A 14,098-nucleotide genomic window follows, 5' to 3' on the forward strand; every position below is an offset into this window, starting at 1 on the left:
TCTTCGCCTTGTCGACCAGCTTGTTGGCGCCGATCCACGGCATCATCGCGCGCAGCTCCGCGCCGACCTTCTCGATCGGGTGGGCTGCCGCTGCCTTGCGCGCCGCCTTCAGCTCGGGCTGGCCCGCACGATTGTCGAGCACGAAATTCTTGACGAAGCGGCCCGCCTGGATGTCGGCGAGCACGCGCTTCATCTCGCGCTTGGTCTCGTCGGTGATGATGCGCGGGCCCGTTGTGATGTCGCCGTACTCCGCGGTGTTCGAGATCGAGTAGCGCATGTTGGCGATGCCTCCCTCGTACAGCAGGTCGACGATCAGCTTGGTTTCGTGCAGGCACTCGAAATAGGCCATCTCGGGCGCGTAGCCCGCCTCGACCAGCGTCTCGAACCCCGCCTGGATCAGATGCGTGATGCCACCGCACAGCACCGCCTGCTCGCCGAACAGGTCGGTTTCGCATTCTTCCTTGAAATTCGTCTCGATGATCCCCGAGCGGCCGCCTCCGACCGCGCTGGCGTAGGCGAGTGCCAGATCGTGCGCGTTGCCGCTCGCGTCCTGCTCGACCGCGATCAGGCACGGCACGCCGCCGCCGCGGACGTACTCGGAGCGGACTGTGTGTCCCGGCCCCTTGGGCGCGATCATGATGACGTCGATGTCCGCGGGCGCCTCGATCAGCCCGAAGTGCACGTTCAACCCGTGCGCGAACGCGATCGCGGCGCCGGCGCGCATGTTGCCCTTCAGGTCCTGCTCCCAGATGCCCGCCTGATGCTCGTCGGGGGCGAGGATCATGACGAGGTCGGCCCAGCGCGCGGCCTCCTTGTTGCTCATTACGGTGAAGCCCGCGTCCTCGGCCTTCTTCGCGGTCGCCGAGCCTTCGCGCAGCGCGATCGCGACCTCTTTTACGCCCGAATCACGCAGGTTCTGCGCGTGCGCGTGGCCCTGGCTGCCGTAGCCGACGATGGCGATCTTCTTGCCCGTGACGAGGTTCAGGTCGGCGTCCTGGTCGTAGTAGACACGCATGTTAGGCTCCCTTTGATCGTGGAAAGCGGCGCGCGTTGCAGGCGCCGCGGAATATGGGTCAGGCGGCGTCCTTGCCGCGCGAGATCGCGACCACGCCGGTGCGCGCGACCTCGATCAGGCCGACCTCGCCCATCAGCTCGACGAACTTGTCGATCTTCTCGATGCCCCCGGTCACCTCGAACACGAACGACGAGGTGGTCGCGTCGACCACGCGCGCACGGTACACGTCGGCGAGGCGAAGCGCCTCGATGCGGTGGTCGCCGGTGCCGCGTACCTTGACCAGCGCCAGCTCGCGCTCGACGTGCGGTCCCTCGGCGGTCAGGTCATGGACGCGGTGGACGGGCACCAGCCGATCGAGCTGCGCGACGATCTGCTCGAGCGTTGCGGGACTGGCGCTGGTGACGATCGTGATGCGGCTGACCGCCTTGTCGGCGGTGACCTCGCTCACGGTCAGGCTCTCGATATTGTAGCCGCGCGCGGTGAACAGCCCGGCGATGCGCGCCAGGATGCCGGGCTCGTTGTCGACGACGACCGCCAGCGTGTGCCGCTCGGCCTTTTCTTCACGGATATGCATGGGTGGTCCTTCTGCGCGCAGCGGCGGCGCGCGGCAATCGTCAGCGTTGGGGAAGGCTCAGACGAGCGCGCGGGCCTCGTCGTCCATCGTGCCAGATACCTCGTTCGCCTGCAGGATCATGTCGGTGTGCGCCGCACCAGACGGGATCATGGGGAAGCAATTGGCGAGCTTCGCCACGCGACAGTCGACCATCACCGGCCCGTCATAAGCCAGCATGTCCGAGATGCCGCCGTCGAGCTGCTCAGGTCGCTCGATGCGGATGCCCTTCCACCCGTACGCCTCCGCCAGCCGCACGAAGTCGGGCAGCGAGTCGGAGTAGCTTTCCGAGTAGCGGCTCTCGTAGGTCAGCTCCTGCCACTGGCGCACCATCCCCATATACTCGTTGTTGAGGATGAACACCTTGACCGGCAGGCGGTACTGCGTCGCGGTGGCGAGTTCCTGTATGTTCATCTGGATCGACGCCTCGCCCGCGATGTCGATGACGAGCGCGTTGGGGTTGCCGAGCTGCGCGCCGATCGCCGCCGGCAGCCCGTAGCCCATCGTGCCGAGCCCGCCGCTGGTCAGCCACTTGTTGGGCAGTTCGAACCCGAAATACTGCGCCGCCCACATCTGGTGCTGGCCGACCTCGGTCGTGATGATCGGCTGCCGCGCGTGCGTTGCCTCCCACAAGGCGCGGACGGCGCGCTGCGGCATGATCTCGCCGTGAAAGCCGTTGTGCTCGTCTTCCGGAAAGGCGAGGCATTCCCTGGCGCGCCACTCGGCGATGCGCTCCCACCAGGCCGACAGATCGGGCTTGGCATATTGCCGCGATTTCCACACGCGGATCATGTCCTCCATCGCGCGACCGGCGTCGGCGACGATCGGAAGGTCGATGCGGACCGTCTTGTTGATGCTCGATCGGTCGATGTCGACGTGGATCTTGCGGCTGTTGGGCGCGAATGCGTCGAGCCGGCCGGTCACGCGATCGTCGAAGCGCGCGCCGATGTTCACGATCAAATCGGCCTGGTTCATCGCCCAGTTCGCCTCGTACGTGCCGTGCATCCCCAGCATGCCGAGGAACTGCGGCGAGGAGGCGGGGTAGGCGCCCAGGCCCATCAGCGTCGAGGTGACCGGCGCGCCGGTGATGCGCGCCAGCTCGACCAGCAGCTGCGCCGCCGCCGGACCCGAGTTGATGACGCCGCCGCCGGTGTAGAGCATCGGACGCTCGGCGGCGGCGATCATGTCGACCGCCTGCTCGATCGCGGCGCGATCGGCCTTGAGCGCGGGGCGATAGGTCTTGTGCTGGATCAGTCCGGGCTTGCTGTACGCCGCTGTCGCGACCTGCACGTCCTTGGGAATGTCGATCACGACCGGACCGGGGCGGCCGGAGGTGGCGATGTGGAACGCCTCGTGCATCGTCGCGCCGAGGATCGCGGGGTCCTTCACCAGATAGTTATGCTTGGTGCAGTGGCGCGTGATGCCGACCGTGTCCGCCTCCTGGAACGCGTCGGAGCCAATCAGGTGGGTCGGAACCTGGCCCGTGATGACGACCATCGGGATCGAGTCGAGCATCGCGTCGGTGATCCCGGTGATCGCGTTGGTCGCGCCCGGGCCCGAGGTGACGAGCACGACGCCGGGCTTGCCGGTCGAGCGCGCGTAGCCTTCCGCCGCATGCGTCGCCGCTTGTTCGTGGCGGACTAGGATGTGCTTGATCTTCTGCGCGCGGAACAGCGCGTCGTAGATCGGCAGCACCGCGCCGCCGGGATAGCCGAACACGATCTCCACGCCGAGATCGACCAGCGCCTCGACCAGAATGTCCGCTCCGCTTCGCTCAACCACAATTTAATTCCCGTGCTGGTGCGAGCCGAAGCCCGCTAGGTGGCGGCGCGCTAAGCCATGTAATGTTGCGCGTCAACAACCTTAAACGAAATAAAATTGCGGATCGGGTTTAATGATGCGACGCCAGTTAGCCGGCGGCTGGTTGCGAAACCACGTATATTGCCGCTTGGCGTACTGACGCGTGGCGAGCTTCGCGCGCGTCACCGCCTCGTCGCGGTCGATCGTTCCGGCCAGCAAGTCGGTAATCTCCGGCACCCCGATCGCGCGGCGCACGGGCGCGTCGTCGGGCACGTCCCTGCGCCGCAGCAGCGCCGAGACCTCCTCGACGGCGCCCTCCTCGAACATGGTATCGAGCCGGCGATCACAGCGCGCGAACAGCTCCTCGCGGTCGGGCAGCAGCACCGCGGCAGACAGCGCGACGCGCTCGCCGATGCCGCCGGCGCGCTGCTGCTGCCAATAGGACAGCGGCCGCCCGGTAGATCGCACCACCTCCAGCGCGCGCGCCACTCGCGTCGTGTCGGCGGCGGCGAGCCGCGCGGCAGCGGCCGGGTCCTCACGTATGAGCGCCGCATGCGCGTCCGCCACCGGCAGCGCGCGCACCGTGGCGCGTATGTCCGGGTCGATGTCGGGTACCGGCGCGATCCCGTCGAGCAGCGTGCGCAGATACAGCCCCGTTCCGCCGACCAGCACCGGGACGCCGCCGCGGGCGTGCACCGCGTCGATCACCGCCACTGCGTCGCCAGCCCAGCGTGCGGCCGAACATGCCTCGGCGCCGTCAACGTAGCCGAACAACTGGTGCGGCACGCGCGCCTCGTCCGCCTCCGAGGGGCGCGCGCTCAGCACGCGCAGGTCGCGGTAGACTTGGCTCGCGTCGGCGTTGATCACCGTGCCGCCGATCGCTTCCGCCAGCTTGATCGCCAGCGCGCTCTTGCCGCTCGCGGTCGGCCCTGCGATGAGCGCGAGACGTGGCAGGTTGCTCATGAGCCTCATCTAAGCTGCTCATTCGTCAAGTCGAGATGCTGGAATGCGTTGCCCTGGCAGTTAGGGTGTTTGTGGAAGTTTTGAAGGGAAGTCGTCGTGTACGTTGCTACGATCATCGATGCAGGCTCGCTTGGGTACGGCGATGTTAACGAAGCATGGGACCGGCTTGATGTGGCTGGATGCCAGCCCGTCGAAGATTGGAACTTTCTCGATGAGGGAGATGCAGCTGACATCTTCTTCGAAACGAACCCTGCGAGCGCACGTGCTGCACTAACTTCTGAAAGCGTCGACGTCGTTGTGCAGCTTGCGGAGGGCCGCGCCAAGCAGTTGCTCGTCGCCGACATGGACTCGACCATGATCACCGTCGAGTGCATTGACGAGCTCGCCGACTATGCCGGGATCAAGCCGCAGATCGCGGAGATCACCGAGCGCGCGATGCGCGGCGAGCTGGACTTCGAGGCCGCGCTGGACGCCCGCGTTGCCTTGCTCGCCGGGCTTGAGGAGGCGGCGATCGACCGCTGCCGCACCGAACGGGTCACGCTGATGCCCGGCGCACGCACGCTGGTGCGGACGATGCGCGCGCGAGGGGGCACGGCGGTGCTGGTATCAGGTGGCTTCACCCGCTTCGCCGAGCCGGTGGCGGCCGAGATCGGCTTCGACCGCGCGATCGCCAACGTGCTGGAGATCGCGGACGGGCGGCTGACCGGCGCCGTCGCGCGCCCGATCGTGGGTGCTGCGGCCAAGAAGGCGGCGCTGCTCGACTATCGCGCCTCGCTCGGCATTTCTGACACTGCGACGCTCGCGGTCGGCGATGGCGCCAACGACTTGTCAATGATCGAAGTCGCCGGGCTGGGCGTCGCCTACCATGCCAAGCCGATCGTCGCGGCGGCAGCGTCTGCGCGGATCGACCACAACGATCTCACCGCCTTGTTGTGGGCGCAGGGCATTCCCCGCGCCGAATGGATCGACTGAGCGGACGCGCTCGCGCCCGCCCGAGCCCGCATCACCCCGCCAGCGCCGCCTTCACCAGCCCGCTCGCCTTGCTCATGTCGAGGTTGGCGGCGTGGCGCGCCTTCAGCTTGGCCATGACGCGGCCCATGTCCTTCATGCCGCCGGCACCCAGCTCGTCCTTGATCGCCTGGATCGCCGCGCGCGTCTCGTCCTCGCTCATCTGCTGCGGCAGGAAGCGCTCGATCACCGCGACCTCCGCCTCTTCGCTCGCCGCTAATTCCTCGCGACCGCCCTTGCGGTACATATCGATCGACTCGCGGCGCTGCTTCACCATCTTCTGCAGCACCTCGACCACCAGCGCGTCGTCGCCGGGGGTGCCGGGTTCGGGCGCATTGCCGGTGCGCGCTTCGATGTCGCGGTTCTTCACCGCCGCCTGGATGAGGCCGATCGCGGCGCGGGCTTCCTTGTCGCCAGACTTCATGGCGGCGATCTGGGCTTGCTTGATGTCGTCTCTGATCATGGCGCTTGCGATAGCGTGGCTGCGCGCGCGAGGCGAGGGGGCAGCGTGATCGGTTGACGGATCGGGGCCGGGGGCTTAGCGGGCGGGGCTTAGCGACATCGCAGACTTTGACCAGGAGTGCCCGCCAATCATGGCCGACGCCAAGCCTTTGCACGCGCCCAAACCGGAAGGGGCGACAGGCGTCCTCGTGCTCGCCTCGGGTGAGGTCGTCTGGGGTCGCGGCTTCGGCGCGGAAGGGCAGGCGGTCGGCGAGGTCTGCTTCCACACCGCGATGACGGGGTATCAGGAGATCATGACCGACCCGTCGTTCGCCGGGCAGATCATCACCTTCACCTTTCCCCACATCGGCAACGTCGGCGCCAATCCCGACGATATCGAGGCCGACGCGCCGCACGCGCTGGGCATGATCGTGCGCGAGGACGTGACCGCGCCGTCTAACTTCCGCGCGGTCGAGAACCTCGACGGCTGGATGCGCCGCCACGCGCGCATCGGCCTGTCTGGCATCGACACGCGCGCGCTGACCCGCCGCATCCGCGCGGGCGGCGCGCCCAACGGCGTCGTCGCTCACTCGGCGGCGGGCGAGTTCGACCTGGGCGCGCTGCTCGACATGGCGCGCGCGTGGCCGGGGCTGGAGGGCATGGACCTCGCCAAGACAGTGTCGACCGAGACGCATTACGCCTGGGGCCACACGCGCGAGGGCGGACCGTGGCGGCTCGGCTTCGGCTACGCGGGCGCGGAGGGCGAGGCACGCCCGCACGTCGTTGCGATCGATTACGGCAGCAAGCACAACATCTTCCGCAACCTCGTCCATGCCGGCGCGAAGGTCAGCGTGCTTCCCGCGACCGCGACGTTCGAGCAGGTGATGGCGCTCCAGCCCGACGGCATCTTCCTGTCGAACGGCCCCGGCGACCCCGCCGCGACGGGCGAGTACGCGGTGCCGGTGATCCGCCAGCTGCTCGACACGCAGCTGCCGCTGTTCGGCATTTGCCTCGGGCACCAGTTGCTCGCACTCGCGGTCGGCGCGCACACGACCAAGATGTTCCAGGGCCACCGCGGCGCCAATCACCCGGTCAAGCGCGTCGACGCGGACGGTGCGACCGAGCAGGTCGAGATCACCAGCATGAACCACGGCTTCGCGGTCGAGCGCGACAGCCTCCCCGCCAACGCGCGCGAGACGCACGTGTCGCTGTTCGACGGCAGCAACGCGGGGCTCGAGCTGACCGATCGCCCGGCGTTCTCGGTGCAGTATCATCCAGAGGCGAGCCCGGGGCCGCAGGATAGCCTTTATCTGTTTGAGCGGTTTGTGGGGTTACTGAAGTGACACGGCTTGCCGAATATATAACGGCAGCGTTTATTTTATCTTTACGAGCGCAGCATCCAGATGAGCTTCCTCAAACTTGGGAGGATCTGAGTGCAATCGTTAATGCCCGCGTCGGCTATGGAGTTGAGCAAAGTCCCCTGAGAGCAGGAGTCGAGTTAGCGCGCGAATGGGGTTTGGCGGAAATTTACGAAGACCAGTACGCTGGAGACTCATTGGACTTCCGTTCGCTACATAAGACGGATTACATTATAAAAGTACAATCCTCGGTGTTGGATCAAGCGTTTCGAGGTGGTTACGGCTGGCTTCAAAGAGTCTTTAGCAATCCGGCATTTTGGATTGATTTAGATCGACAGGTTGATGGGTTGAGTGCGAAAGCCATCCAGGACAGTGAAGCGCCGGCTTCTGATCGCGTTGTTACATTTAGCGACAATCAAGTTGATGATCTTGAGCGACAGACTACGGAAGTTATAGATGCTGTCGCTGGTCGGAACCAAATTGGTGATGATCCAGGTCTAAGAGAGATATTACTCGGACAACTGAGAGCAGGTCGTGAACTAATTAGGGTTGGGAGTGTAAAACTCTTTGTTTTGCAAGTTACGCTCATTGACGCGTTAAGCTATCTCTCAAGAAGGTATGAGAAAGAAGCCATCGGAGCACTAGCGTCTGCTCTTTTGAGTGTTCTTCTTAAGCAAATTGGCTTGGATAACTAATGCCCAAACGCACCGACATCTCCACCATCCTCGTCATCGGCGCAGGGCCGATCGTCATCGGTCAGGCGTGCGAGTTCGATTATTCGGGCACGCAGGCGATCAAGGCGCTGCGCGAGGAGGGCTATCGCATCGTCCTGGTCAACTCGAATCCGGCGACGATCATGACCGACCCCGATCTGGTCGGCAGCGACGGCGCGACCTACGTCGAGCCGATCACGCCCGAGGTCGTCGCCAAGATCATCGAGAAGGAGCGCCCCGACGCGGTGCTGCCGACGATGGGCGGGCAGACCGCGCTCAACACCGCGCTCGCGCTGTTCCGCGACGGCACCTTCGAGAAGTTCGGCGTGCAGATGATCGGTGCCGACGCCGACGCGATCGACAAGGCGGAGGACCGCCTCAAGTTCCGCGACGCGATGGACAAGATCGGGCTGGAGAGCGCGCGCTCGGCGATCGCGCATACGGAGGCCGAGGCGCTCGCCGGGCTGGACAAGGTCGGGCTGCCCGCGATCATCCGCCCGAGCTTCACGATGGGCGGCAGCGGCGGCGGCGTCGCCTACAATCGCGAGGAGTTCCTGGAGATCGTCCGCAAGGGGCTCGACGCCTCGCCGACGACCGAGGTGCTGATCGAGGAATCGCTGCTCGGCTGGAAGGAGTATGAGATGGAGGTGGTTCGCGACCGCGCGGACAATTGCATCATCATCTGCTCGATCGAGAACGTCGATCCGATGGGCGTCCACACCGGCGATTCGATCACGGTCGCGCCCGCGCTGACGCTGACCGACAAGGAATATCAGATCATGCGCAACGCGAGCATCGCGGTGCTGCGCGAGATCGGGGTCGAGACGGGCGGCTCCAACGTCCAGTTCGCGGTCAATCCCAAGGACGGCCGCCTGATCGTCATCGAGATGAACCCGCGCGTGTCGCGTTCGTCGGCGCTGGCGTCCAAGGCGACCGGCTTCCCGATCGCGAAGGTCGCGGCGAAGCTGGCGGTTGGCTACACTCTCGACGAGATCGATAACGACATTACCGGCGCGACGCCCGCGTCCTTCGAGCCCACGATCGACTACGTCGTCACCAAGATCCCGCGTTTCGCGTTCGAGAAGTTCAAGGGTGCCGAGGCCGTGCTGTCGACCGCGATGAAGTCGGTCGGCGAGGTGATGGCGATCGGGCGCAACATTCACGAGTCGATGCAGAAGGCGCTGCGTGGGCTCGAAACCGGCCTGTCCGGCTTCAACAACGTCGAGCGGCTCGCCGGCGCCTCGCGCGCTGAGATCGAGGCCGCGCTCGCGGTCGCGACGCCCGACCGCCTACTCGTCGCCGCGCAGGCGCTGCGCGAAGGCTTCACGGTCGCCGAGGTTCACGCGATCGCCAAATACGATCCGTGGTTTCTGGAGCGGATCGCCGAGATTGTAGCCGCCGAGGCCGAGGTGATGGAGAACGGTCTACCGATCGAAGCGGCCGGCATGCGCCGCCTCAAGTCGATGGGGTTCAGCGACAAGCGGCTCGCTTGGCTCGCGCTGCAATCGGCCAATCTGCGCGGGATGAGCCGCGGGATCGCGCGCGGCTCGGGGCTGATCCACGAGGCGGTCAAGGCGATGACGGGCGGCGTGACCGAGGACGAGGTGCGTGAGCATCGCCTGAGGCTGGGCGTGCGTCCGGTGTTCAAGCGGATCGACACCTGCGCCGCCGAGTTCGCCGCGCGCACGCCGTACATGTACTCGACCTACGAGGCGCCCAGTTTAAGCTTCGAGGGCTTCGGTGAGCCCGAGAACGAGGCGATGCCGTCCGATCGCCGCAAGATCGTCATCCTCGGTGGTGGGCCGAACCGGATCGGGCAGGGGATCGAGTTCGATTACTGCTGCTGCCACGCCTGCTTCGCGCTGGCGGACGCCGGGTTCGAGACGATCATGGTCAACTGCAACCCGGAGACGGTATCGACCGATTACGACACCTCCGACCGGCTCTATTTCGAGCCGCTGACCGCGGAGGACTTGCTCGAGATCCTTCACGTCGAGCAGTCGCGCGGCGAGCTCATTGGCGTGATCGTTCAGTTCGGCGGGCAGACGCCGCTCAACCTCGCGCGCGCGCTTGAGGCGGCGGGCATCCCGATCCTCGGAACCGCACCCGACGCGATCGACCTAGCCGAGGACCGCGAGCGCTTCGCGGCGCTGGTCAGCAAGCTTCGCCTGCTCCAGCCGTCGAACGGCATCGCGCGCAGCCGCGACGAGGCGATCGCGGTCGCGCACCGCATCGGCTACCCGGTGCTGATGCGCCCCAGCTACGTGCTCGGTGGGCGAGCGATGGAGATCGTCGACAGCGACCAGCAGCTCGACGACTACATCCTGACTGCCGTGCAGGTGTCGGGCGACTCGCCGGTGCTGATCGACCAGTATCTGCGCGACGCGGTCGAGGTCGACGTCGACGCGATCTGCGACGGCGAGGACGTGGTCGTCGCGGGCGTGCTCCAGCACATCGAGGAAGCCGGCGTCCACTCCGGTGACAGCGCCTGCTCGATCCCGCCCTACAGTCTCAGCCCCGAGATCATCACCGAGATCGAGCGCCAGACCGAGGCGCTCGCGCGCGGGTTGAGCGTCGTGGGGCTGATGAACATCCAGTTCGCGGTCAAGGACGCGCAGGTCTACCTGATCGAGGTCAACCCGCGTGCCAGTCGCACCGTCCCCTTCGTCGCCAAGGCGATCGGCGCCCCGATCGCGAAGATCGCCGCGCGCGTCATGGCGGGCGAGCGGTTGCGCGACCTGCCGCCGATCGATCGCCGCATCGACTATGTCGCGGTCAAGGAGGCGGTGTTCCCGTTCAATCGCTTCCCCGGCATCGATCCGGTGCTCAGCCCTGAGATGAAGTCGACCGGCGAGGTCATGGGCATCGACCGCGACTTCACCACCGCCTTCGCCAAGGCGCAATTGGGCGCCGGCACGGTACTGCCGACCGCGGGCGCGGTCTTCGTGAGCGTGAAAGACAGCGACAAGCCGCTGATCGTCCCCGCCGCGCGCCAGCTGGTAGAGGCCGGTCTGACGATCGTCGCGACAGGCGGCACCGCCGACTACCTCGCGCGCGCCGGACTACCGGTCGAACTGGTCAACAAGGTCGCGCAAGGCCGTCCGCACATCGTCGATCGGATCAAGGATGGCGGCATCGCGCTGATCGTCAACACGACCGAGGGCTGGCAGAGCCTAAAGGATTCGCAGCCGATCCGCGCCAGCGCGGTCAACGGCCGCATCCCGTACTTCACCACCGCATCCGCCAGCATCGAGGCCGCGAAGGCGATCGCGGCGGCTGCGGCAAATGGCGGAGAAGGCAGCGAGCTTGAAGTGCGCCCGCTCCAATCCTATTATTCGCAATCGCACTGAACCTCGGACAGATTGTTTGATCGTGCGTGCGGCCTCGCAGGGGAGGTCGCCTCGGGGGCGTTTGAAGGAAGTGATGCATGGCGACCGTTGAGAAGATGCCGATGCTGCAGGAAGGCTATGAGAAGCTGAATGCGGACCTGAAGCGTCTGAAGACCGAACGCCCGCAGATCGTCGACGCGATCGAGGAAGCGCGCGCGCACGGCGACCTGTCCGAGAACGCCGAGTATCACGCCGCCAAGGAGCGGCAAGGCCAGATCGAGGCGTCGATCGCCGACATCGAGGACAAGCTCAGCCGCGCGCAGATCATCGACCCCCGCGACCTGTCGGGCGACAAGATCGTGTTCGGCGCGACGGTCACGTTGCTTGATGAGGACGACAAGCCGATCAGGTACCAGATCGTCGGCCAGACCGAGGCGGACGCGAAGGGCGGGCGCATCAGCTACAATTCGCCGCTCGGCCGCGCGCTGATCGGGCGTAGCGTCGAGGACGAGGTCGAGGTGACGGTGCCATCCGGTGACCGTTACTACCTCGTTTCGAAGATCGAGTTCATCTGATCGGATCCGCTGCTGTGTAGAAGCGCAGCTGCCCCGTCAGCGCTCGCTATACGATCGCAGTCTGGAGCTCAAACGGGTTTCGGCCATGCTGGACGATACTAACTGCGCAGAGCAGCTTGTCGAATGTGGGTACCCGTCGCACCGATAGTAATTGCCGTGGCGGCTATTGTCAGCACAGCACCGCTGTAATCGGCTACTCTAAGACGGCCCAGGCCCAGTCGCGCTTGGACGAATTCAAGCGCCGCCGGTCAGCGACGGGTCGAGCAGTCGATGCAGGTGCACGACGACGTACTTCATCTCGGCGTCGTCGACCGTACGCTGCGCCGCACCGCGCCACGCCTTCTCGGCGCTGGCATAATCGGGGAACACGCCGACGACGTCGATCGACGAGAAATCGTTGAACTCGAGCGTGCGCGGATCGCTCACGCGCCCGCCGAAGACGAGGTGAAGCTTGCTCATGCGCGCTCCTCTAGCGTCGTCGGCGGGAAACGTGAAGGGTCAGGTTGCGCTCGTCTCGGTGCCCGCCTGATCGTCCGCGTGATGCAGCTCCTTCTTGCCGGCCGAGGCAGCAGCCTTGCCCGCGGTCGCGGCGGCACCAGCGACGTTCTGAAGCAGCGTCTTGACCTGGTCCTTGGCCGCGCCCTTGGTCAGACCAATGTTCTGGAACTCGCTCTTGCCACTCTCCCGCGCCGCCGCGACCGCCGCGACTGCGGTGGCGCCGAGCCGCTTGCCGACGGGGGCGAGCAGGTCGCGCTCCTTCTGGCTGCGCGGCACGACGGCCCCGACGAGCGCGCCGAGCGCCAGGCCGCCGGCGACGACGGCGAGCGGGTTGGCTTCCGCCGCGTGGACGGTCTGCTGCGCGAACTCGCGCGTCTTCTCGCGCGTGGTGTCGACGGCGTCGCTCACCGCCGACTTGGCGCTATCCAGGCCGTCGCGCAGTGTGCCGTAGTCGTTCGCATGATGTTGGTCGGTCATATCGTCGTTCCTTTCGCGAACGGATGGATGCGTTATCGAACGCGCTTGAGGTGAGGGGGTTTCGCGGCGGAGGGCGGGCGCTTGCTCAAACCCAGAGCGCGCAGCAGCGGCTTGCGGCACAGCAGCAGCACCATCGCCGCAACGCCGCCAGTGACGGCGGACGGGTGACGTATCGCCGTCTTGATCGAGGCGCGCGCTGCCGCCTGCGCACTCTCCGTCACGTTGTCCGCAGCGGTGCGGGCAAGCTTGCGCGGGGCGAGCTGTTCCTGCAGCTGTTCCACCGTCCCGCTCAGGCGCGCGCGCGCCTCTGCCGCGCGCGCCTCCGCGGCGGCGACATCTGCCGGCGAGGTCAAGCGTCCGCTCCCGGCGACAGGCGGTTCTTGCCGACCATCGCCAGGACGCCTGCGATCAGGAATACCGCGCCGGCCACGACGAACGTCGCCCACCCCGGTCCGATCAGCGTCGCCAACGTCTCGATCAGGCCGACGAGCAATGCGATCAGCCCCGCGAGGGCCAGCACGCCGGCCGCGACGAAGAAGATCGCCGCATTCTTGTAGCGCCCAACCGCCTCGCCGACCTTCGCCTTCTGCAAGGCGATCTCGGCGCGTGCCACGTCCTTCGCGTCTCCGGTCAGTTGCGAGACGAGGTCGGTCAATCCGGGCTCGGGAGTAACCGCCCCGTGGACCGCATCGGCCGCGCGCCTGATCGGCGTAACGTTGTTGATCCCGCTCATCGGCTCAGGCGTCGCGCTGCTCTAGGCCCGCGGCGACGAGCCGCGCGACCACGAACCCGGCCGCCGCGGCGATACCCACGGCGACGCCGGGGCTCTTCTTGACGAGCTCGCGCGCCTCGTCGAAGATCTCGTCGACGGTGGTGTCGTCCAGCTTGGTGCCGAACGACTGCACCTGATCGGCCGCGCTGCGCGCGTATTGGCCGTATTGCTTACCCAGCTTGTCGTCGACCTGCGACGCGGCATCGTTGAGTATCTGCGTAAGCTGCCCCAGCGCGTCGGTCGCCTTCGTCTTGCCGTCTTCGGCGAACAGTCGCACGCGGTCGGTCGCCTGTCCGCGCAGCCCCGCTGCACTTTGCTTGACCGAGCCGGCCGCCTCGCTCGCCTGCTTGGACACCTTGTCGGTCGTACTCTGGCTGCCGCCGAGGTCACCGTCCTGGCCAGCGGTCTTGAGCGGCGCTGCCTGCTCGAAGGACGCGTCGCTGCGCGGCGTCTCCGTATCGCTGCTGGTCATCGGAGCCAAATCGTTGCGATCGTTCGGGTCGGCCATCGTGGTCATGTCCTTTATGGTTTCCTCGTGA

15 protein-coding genes are annotated in these 14,098 nt (G+C 66.2%); 5 read left to right on the forward strand and 10 right to left on the reverse strand.

Going from position 1 to position 14,098, the window contains the following annotated elements; translation table 11 throughout:
- The 4 genes from ilvC to miaA all read right to left on the reverse strand — a co-directional run.
- Positions 1 to 1,015 (reverse strand): ketol-acid reductoisomerase (gene ilvC, locus ACFDS6_RS12025; protein ID WP_375272411.1); only part of this gene is annotated, 1,015 nt, incomplete at its 3' end.
- 58 nt (positions 1,016 to 1,073) lie between these two features.
- On the reverse strand, positions 1,074 to 1,589 hold the full coding sequence (gene ilvN, locus ACFDS6_RS12030) for an acetolactate synthase small subunit (RefSeq protein ID WP_375272412.1): 516 nt from the start codon (positions 1,587 to 1,589) through the stop codon (positions 1,074 to 1,076).
- Between the two features lie 57 nt (positions 1,590 to 1,646).
- Positions 1,647 to 3,407, reverse strand: a complete 1,761-nt coding sequence (locus ACFDS6_RS12035; RefSeq protein WP_375272413.1) for an acetolactate synthase 3 large subunit — start codon at positions 3,405 to 3,407, stop codon at positions 1,647 to 1,649.
- 81 nt (positions 3,408 to 3,488) lie between these two features.
- Positions 3,489 to 4,388, reverse strand: coding sequence for a tRNA (adenosine(37)-N6)-dimethylallyltransferase MiaA (miaA, locus tag ACFDS6_RS12040; RefSeq protein WP_375272414.1), 900 nt, complete (start codon positions 4,386 to 4,388; stop codon positions 3,489 to 3,491).
- Positions 4,389 to 4,484: 96 nt separating this feature from the next.
- Between miaA and serB the strand changes: the two genes are divergently transcribed.
- Positions 4,485 to 5,360 carry a phosphoserine phosphatase SerB gene (serB, locus tag ACFDS6_RS12045; protein ID WP_375272415.1) on the forward strand — a complete coding sequence of 292 codons (876 nt, stop codon included), beginning with the start codon at positions 4,485 to 4,487 and terminating at the stop codon, positions 5,358 to 5,360.
- Positions 5,361 to 5,391: 31 nt separating this feature from the next.
- On the opposite strand, the gene ACFDS6_RS12050 is transcribed toward serB, so the two are convergent.
- Complete coding sequence (locus ACFDS6_RS12050) at positions 5,392 to 5,859, reverse strand: GatB/YqeY domain-containing protein (protein WP_375272416.1); 468 nt, start codon at positions 5,857 to 5,859, stop codon at positions 5,392 to 5,394.
- 130 nt (positions 5,860 to 5,989) lie between these two features.
- On the opposite strand from ACFDS6_RS12050, the gene carA reads away from it, so the two are divergent.
- The 4 genes from carA to greA all read left to right on the forward strand — a co-directional run bounded on the left by carA (position 5,990) and on the right by greA (position 11,812).
- A complete protein-coding gene (carA, locus tag ACFDS6_RS12055) occupies positions 5,990 to 7,180 on the forward strand; it encodes a glutamine-hydrolyzing carbamoyl-phosphate synthase small subunit (protein ID WP_375272417.1) in 1,191 nt (396 codons plus the stop codon).
- The gene (locus ACFDS6_RS12060; protein ID WP_375272418.1) at positions 7,177 to 7,890 is read left to right on the forward strand and encodes a hypothetical protein; all 714 of its coding nucleotides are present in this window, start codon (positions 7,177 to 7,179) and stop codon (positions 7,888 to 7,890) included. Before carA ends, ACFDS6_RS12060 begins: the two co-directional genes overlap by 4 nt.
- A complete protein-coding gene (carB, locus tag ACFDS6_RS12065) occupies positions 7,890 to 11,258 on the forward strand; it encodes a carbamoyl-phosphate synthase large subunit (protein ID WP_375272419.1) in 3,369 nt (1,122 codons plus the stop codon). The genes ACFDS6_RS12060 and carB overlap by 1 nt, the downstream gene beginning before the upstream one ends.
- Before the next feature lie 77 nt (positions 11,259 to 11,335).
- Entirely contained in the window at positions 11,336 to 11,812 is a 477-nt protein-coding gene (gene greA / locus ACFDS6_RS12070; RefSeq protein ID WP_375272420.1) for a transcription elongation factor GreA, read from the forward strand.
- Between the two features lie 234 nt (positions 11,813 to 12,046).
- Here the strand turns inward: greA and ACFDS6_RS12075 are convergent, their stop codons facing one another.
- From ACFDS6_RS12075 to ACFDS6_RS12095, 5 genes are read right to left on the reverse strand one after another with little or no spacing between them, the layout of a single operon-like run.
- A complete protein-coding gene (locus ACFDS6_RS12075) occupies positions 12,047 to 12,271 on the reverse strand; it encodes a DUF4170 domain-containing protein (RefSeq protein WP_375272421.1) in 225 nt (74 codons plus the stop codon).
- 39 nt (positions 12,272 to 12,310) lie between these two features.
- Positions 12,311 to 12,787, reverse strand: a complete 477-nt coding sequence (locus tag ACFDS6_RS12080) for a hypothetical protein (RefSeq protein WP_375272422.1) — start codon at positions 12,785 to 12,787, stop codon at positions 12,311 to 12,313.
- Between the two features lie 32 nt (positions 12,788 to 12,819).
- Positions 12,820 to 13,233: a DUF3618 domain-containing protein gene (locus ACFDS6_RS12085; protein WP_375272423.1), complete on the reverse strand. Its 414-nt coding sequence runs from the start codon at positions 13,231 to 13,233 to the stop codon at positions 12,820 to 12,822.
- Positions 13,137 to 13,520: a phage holin family protein gene (locus ACFDS6_RS12090; RefSeq protein WP_375272424.1), complete on the reverse strand. Its 384-nt coding sequence runs from the start codon at positions 13,518 to 13,520 to the stop codon at positions 13,137 to 13,139. Before ACFDS6_RS12090 ends, ACFDS6_RS12085 begins: the two co-directional genes overlap by 97 nt.
- Before the next feature lie 4 nt (positions 13,521 to 13,524).
- Positions 13,525 to 14,076, reverse strand: coding sequence for a hypothetical protein (locus ACFDS6_RS12095; RefSeq protein WP_375272425.1), 552 nt, complete (start codon positions 14,074 to 14,076; stop codon positions 13,525 to 13,527).
- Between the last annotated feature and the right edge of the window lie 22 nt (positions 14,077 to 14,098).

This window comes from Sphingomonas sp. (assembly GCF_042095875.1).
Lineage (GTDB): Bacteria > Pseudomonadota > Alphaproteobacteria > Sphingomonadales > Sphingomonadaceae > Sphingomonas.

Bases quoted from the DNA above. Each gene is read 5' to 3' on its own strand.
- ilvN (WP_375272412.1), bottom strand. From the start codon at position 1,589: ATGCATATCCGTGAAGAAAAGGCCGAGCGGCACACGCTGGCGGTCGTC.
- miaA (WP_375272414.1), bottom strand. From the start codon at position 4,388: ATGAGCAACCTGCCACGTCTCGCGCTCATCGCAGGGCCGACCGCGAGC.
- ACFDS6_RS12050 (WP_375272416.1), bottom strand. From the start codon at position 5,859: ATGATCAGAGACGACATCAAGCAAGCCCAGATCGCCGCCATGAAGTCT.
- carA (WP_375272417.1), top strand. From the start codon at position 5,990: ATGGCCGACGCCAAGCCTTTGCACGCGCCCAAACCGGAAGGGGCGACA.
- carB (WP_375272419.1), top strand. From the start codon at position 7,890: ATGCCCAAACGCACCGACATCTCCACCATCCTCGTCATCGGCGCAGGG.
- greA (WP_375272420.1), top strand. From the start codon at position 11,336: ATGGCGACCGTTGAGAAGATGCCGATGCTGCAGGAAGGCTATGAGAAG.
- ACFDS6_RS12075 (WP_375272421.1), bottom strand. From the start codon at position 12,271: ATGAGCAAGCTTCACCTCGTCTTCGGCGGGCGCGTGAGCGATCCGCGC.
- ACFDS6_RS12080 (WP_375272422.1), bottom strand. From the start codon at position 12,787: ATGACCGACCAACATCATGCGAACGACTACGGCACACTGCGCGACGGC.
- ACFDS6_RS12090 (WP_375272424.1), bottom strand. From the start codon at position 13,520: ATGAGCGGGATCAACAACGTTACGCCGATCAGGCGCGCGGCCGATGCG.
- ACFDS6_RS12095 (WP_375272425.1), bottom strand. From the start codon at position 14,076: ATGACCACGATGGCCGACCCGAACGATCGCAACGATTTGGCTCCGATG.